Origin of the sequence: Acidiplasma aeolicum (genome assembly GCF_001402945.1) — an archaeon.
GTDB lineage: Archaea > Thermoplasmatota > Thermoplasmata > Thermoplasmatales > Thermoplasmataceae > Acidiplasma > Acidiplasma aeolicum.
The window spans coordinates 1-4,625 of the sequence record NZ_LKBG01000024.1; the positions used below are offsets into that span (position 1 = coordinate 1).

Sequence of the window (4,625 nt, forward strand, 5' to 3'; positions counted from 1 at the left end):
TTAATTTTAAATTATAATTATAATGTTTTAAAAAAATTTATAATTTAATATAATATATCATTTTCAATGGAGAACAATGAGGTTTCACGTTACATATTAACCCATGATAATATAAAAAGCCTTTATATGGTCTTTATAGTTTCTGCAAGTGTTTTCCTTGATGTATGGGATCTCACCGCATTTTCATTTGTTTTAACCTTTTTTAAGGATACATTCCTGCCGTCCGGCATACTTCTTGGGCTTTCCGTCGCCGGAGCAAATATTGGGGCAATAATAGGTGCCATATTTGGTGGGTATTTAACTGATTATCTGGGCAGAAAAAAAATGCTTATTTATAATATGCTGGTTTTTATTATTTTTGCCATTCTTATAGCCGTTTCCACCAACTTGGTTGAGTTTATAGCATTCAGGATTATTATGGGATTCTCCATAGGGGCTGATGTGGCCACAGGCTTTTCATACATTTATGAATATATAAGCATGAAACAGAGAAATAAATTTTATTCGCTTTGGGCATATGCATTTTCAGTCGTTGCCCTTGTTGCGGTACTAACAGTATACCTGCTCTATACATATATAAACTCCAATATTATATGGAGATATATTTTCATAATGGGTGGTGTATTCGCCACAATTATTTTGGTATTAAGAACATATTTAATGGAAACACCCTTATGGCTTTATTACAGCGGTAAAAATACCGATGCTGAAAAGGTTATTAAAAATGTTTATGGTGATGATATAAAGATAAAATCAACAGAAAAATTGCACAGGTCACTTAAGGATATAATCAAATTTTACAGGTCAGGAATCAACAGGGAAATAATATTCACATATTCCCTAAACTGCATAGTTGGTTTTATAGGCTGGGGGTTTTCATTTTATGTAACATACATGCTTGTAATATTGAGGATATACACATTTACATATATACTTGGCATTGATGGATTAATATATGCTGCCGGCTTTGCAGGCGCATTAATCTCACCATTTGTATCATCAAGATTTGGCATATATAAAAGCAGTGTCATACCATCATCGTTTGCAGGACTGTTACTGTTTATGCTTTTCATTGTTTTTTCTGGAAGGCTATACAGTATTCTTATAGTACCGTTTACCATGGGCATTATATTCCTTGATTACATGGGGCCAATGGCATATAATGCGGTGTTAAATTCATTTGTACCCTCAAAGATAAGGGGGATTGCCAATGGCCAGAATTACATGGTAAATAAAATAGTTGAGGCTGTAAGTGGATTTACATCAGGAATTCTTCTTGTGTATCTGGGATTAGGATACAATACACTGGTACTGGCATTGATTGTAACAGTTCTTATTGTTATAGCCATAATAACTGGAAAAACAGGCCATTTCATGGATAAAAATGCGGAATATAATTAAGATTTTATATTTTATAATTATCTCAGATAATGGAAGATTACAGCATTGAGAGACTTTTAAAATACAGGTTTATTTCAAATGTCAGAATATCCCCAAATGGGGATGAAATTGCATGTATTGCAACAAAAAGTTACAGGGAATATAAAAAAAAGAACCCTGAATCCACATTATTTATTTTTAAAAAAAATATGGAAATTAAAAGAAAAATAGATGGGCATGGCATTAAATCCTTTGAATATGCCAGTTCAGGCAGATCACTTTATGTTTGCGGGAATAATATTATTGTTCTGGATAACAATGGAATGGATATAAGTCTGAATTTTCCCGGGGAGATAGATACTGCAAAATGGTATGACGATTCCAGAATTATATTTACTGCAAAGGAAAAAAAGGTGAATGGTGAGGATGATGCATATTTCTTTGAAGAATCGGATTCATTTAATTCACTATATATTATTGACATGAATTCGGGAATAAAAAAAATAACAGAAAAACTAAACATCTGGGAATTTTCAGTTGACGGGAAAAATATCTATGCTATTGCCTCTGAATGCCCGCAGGAGAGCTGCTGGTATGCATCCAAGGTATATAAAATAGGTATTGATAGGGATATAAAAATTATTTATGATCCAGAATACAGGCAGATAGGTAAAATTAGGGCATTCAATGACAATGCTGCATTTCTTGAATCTGTAATGAGTGACAGGGGTGTTGTATCAGGCGATATTATATTAATATCAGGAAATAAAACAAAAAATCTGACTGAAGATAGCGATTCAAGCTACTCACATATAGAATTTTTCAATAACAATATTTATGCCATGGAAAATCACATGTCAGAATTCAGGATAAAAAATATCGATACTGGAAGTATTTTATGGAGGGGCACCGGCATAGTTTATCCTGTTGTCTCACCGGAATTTTCAATATCATTAAATAAAATTGCACTGGTTTTTTCAGATACTGAAAATCCAGGAGAACTTTTATTTATCAATGGAGATGAAATCATTAAGTCTGAAATAAATAAAGAATTAAGGAATTCACCAAAATACGCAAATGAGCTTATTGAATGGGATTCAAATGGCATGAGGATATATGGATTTTTAAGATCACTCGGACCTGAAAAACCCTTAATAGTTTATATACATGGGGGCCCCACATCATTTTCATATCCTGCAATGATCGACCGCACAACAATGTACCTTGACAATGGATACTCTGTTTTCCTTCCAAATTACCGCGGAAGCATAGGCCTTGGAAGAAAGTATGCTGAGTCAAATCTTGGAGACCTCGGCGGGAATGATTTTGAGGACATAATAAATGGAATAAATTTCCTAAAATCCACCGGAAAAATTAAAACTGACAGAATATATATAACAGGAGGGTCATATGGAGGTTACATGTCTGCACTTGCCGTTGCAAAATCAAATATTTTTAGGGCATCTGTATCCCTGTATGGAATATCTGACTGGGTAAGCTTCCACGGAACATCAAACCTGCATCTATGGGATCAGATACACATGCATGAAGACCCTTATAAGTTCAATAAATACGATAAGTTCTCGGTTATAAGAATGAACAGTGATATAAAAACACCCATACTTTTAATGCATGGCATTGAGGATCCATATGTACCATATGGCCAGTACCTTGAATTTTACAGGTATTTAAAGGATAAAAACAAAAAAGTAAGGCTGCTGCTGTTTCCAAGGGAGGGCCATGGCTTAGGTGAAAAAATGCACATGATTCAGCAGTACAGGGAAACTTTAAAATTCTTTGATGAAAATATATAATTTAATTTTTAATGAATCTTTTATCTATATCCTCTAAAACCATCTTATTTGTTTCTGCCTTCCTGCCAAGCCAGAAGACAATAACAATAATTGCCAGAAAGCATATAACGGCGTATCCTATTAAAATTCCGGCTATTTTATAATATGTTAACAGAAGTGAACCACCAAATGTACCTATGATGCCAGCAAGCCTTATTCCGGCAATACTTATACCCTGGCCCATGCCCCTAATCTTTGTTGGATATAACTCCGTGGAGAGTGAGTAAATTACTGGAATATAAAACGATTGCAGTATTCCACCAGAGGCCATTGCAGCTAGCATTAAATCGACATTGAAATAATATGATGAAAATACATACATGGCTATTAATGCAATCCCAAGACCTAGGGAACCTATTATAAGCATTTTTATCCTACCAAGCAAATCCATTAATTTAAATGCTATAATATTTCCTATTACAACTGGTGTGACCCAGGCAAATGAGGTAAATAACAGTGAATCACTTTTTGATATTTTTAAAGTACTTAACATAAGTGGCGTTAATTCCAGCATTCCACTTGGGGGTATATTTAAAAGCATGATTAGAAACAGCGGTATCGTTATTCCTAAAATATATGGTTTAAATAATTTTTCATCGCTTAAATTATACTTTTCATAATTATTTACATTATCCTCACTTAAACCTATTTCTTTTAGGGAGTTTTTGGCATCCTCTATTTTTCCCTTAATGGCAAAAAACCTTGGTGTTTCTGGAATTCTCGATCTTATCAATAATCCCAATAAAGGCGGTATTATTCCTATTATAAATAAAATTCTCCACTGAAGACCGCCAAGTGGAACCAGTAGGAATGCAACAAGATAGGATGCAAGAGCACCCAGATTTGCCAGTATCCAGAAAAAATCAAATGAAGACCCTCTTTTCCCGGGTTCCACAAACTCAGAGAGCAGGGTTATGGCCGGAACATAATCAGCACCAATTGCAAAGCCCACAACAAAACGGAATACCAAAAGATATATATAATCAGGTGCCAGACCTGATAAAAATTCAAAAACTATGAAAAGTATTAATGTTATTATAAATGTTTTTTTCCTTCCAAAGGCATCAGATAGGTATCCAAAAGATAGTGCACCAAAGAGACCACCAATAAATGTCATTGAACCGAGGAACCCAAATTCGGGTTTTGTTATATTCAGTGATGTGATTATGCTTGCAGATGTGCCACCGACGACACTAGTATCAAAAATATCTGTAAACGCCCCAATTGCTGTTGCAACATATAAAAGCCTTAAAAATTTTGAGAATTTTTCACTATCAATGATTTTATCCATGATAGTGTATATCAATTATATATATAATACTAATTTAAGTATAAATATGATTTAATTTCATGAATATTTAAATACTATTTAAAAAAAATAAATAAGTTTAT

Annotated in this window: 3 protein-coding genes; 2 read left to right on the top strand and 1 reads right to left on the bottom strand. The window is 33.6% G+C overall.

Annotated features, from left to right (window positions below):
• Positions 1–66 precede the first annotated feature (66 nt).
• Together AOG54_RS01130 and AOG54_RS01135 are read left to right on the top strand one after the other, a co-directional pair.
• The gene (locus AOG54_RS01130; RefSeq protein WP_054963805.1) at positions 67–1,401 is read left to right on the top strand and encodes an MFS transporter; all 1,335 of its coding nucleotides are present in this window, start codon (positions 67–69) and stop codon (positions 1,399–1,401) included.
• A 29-nt stretch (positions 1,402–1,430) separates the two neighbouring features.
• Positions 1,431–3,194 (top strand): alpha/beta hydrolase family protein, encoded by a 1,764-nt coding sequence (locus tag AOG54_RS01135; protein ID WP_055032286.1) that lies wholly within the window; start codon positions 1,431–1,433, stop codon positions 3,192–3,194.
• Position 3,195: 1 nt separating this feature from the next.
• Here the strand turns inward: AOG54_RS01135 and AOG54_RS01140 are convergent, their stop codons facing one another.
• Positions 3,196–4,524 carry an MFS transporter gene (locus AOG54_RS01140; protein WP_055032287.1) on the bottom strand — a complete coding sequence of 443 codons (1,329 nt, stop codon included), beginning with the start codon at positions 4,522–4,524 and terminating at the stop codon, positions 3,196–3,198.
• Positions 4,525–4,625 lie beyond the last annotated feature (101 nt).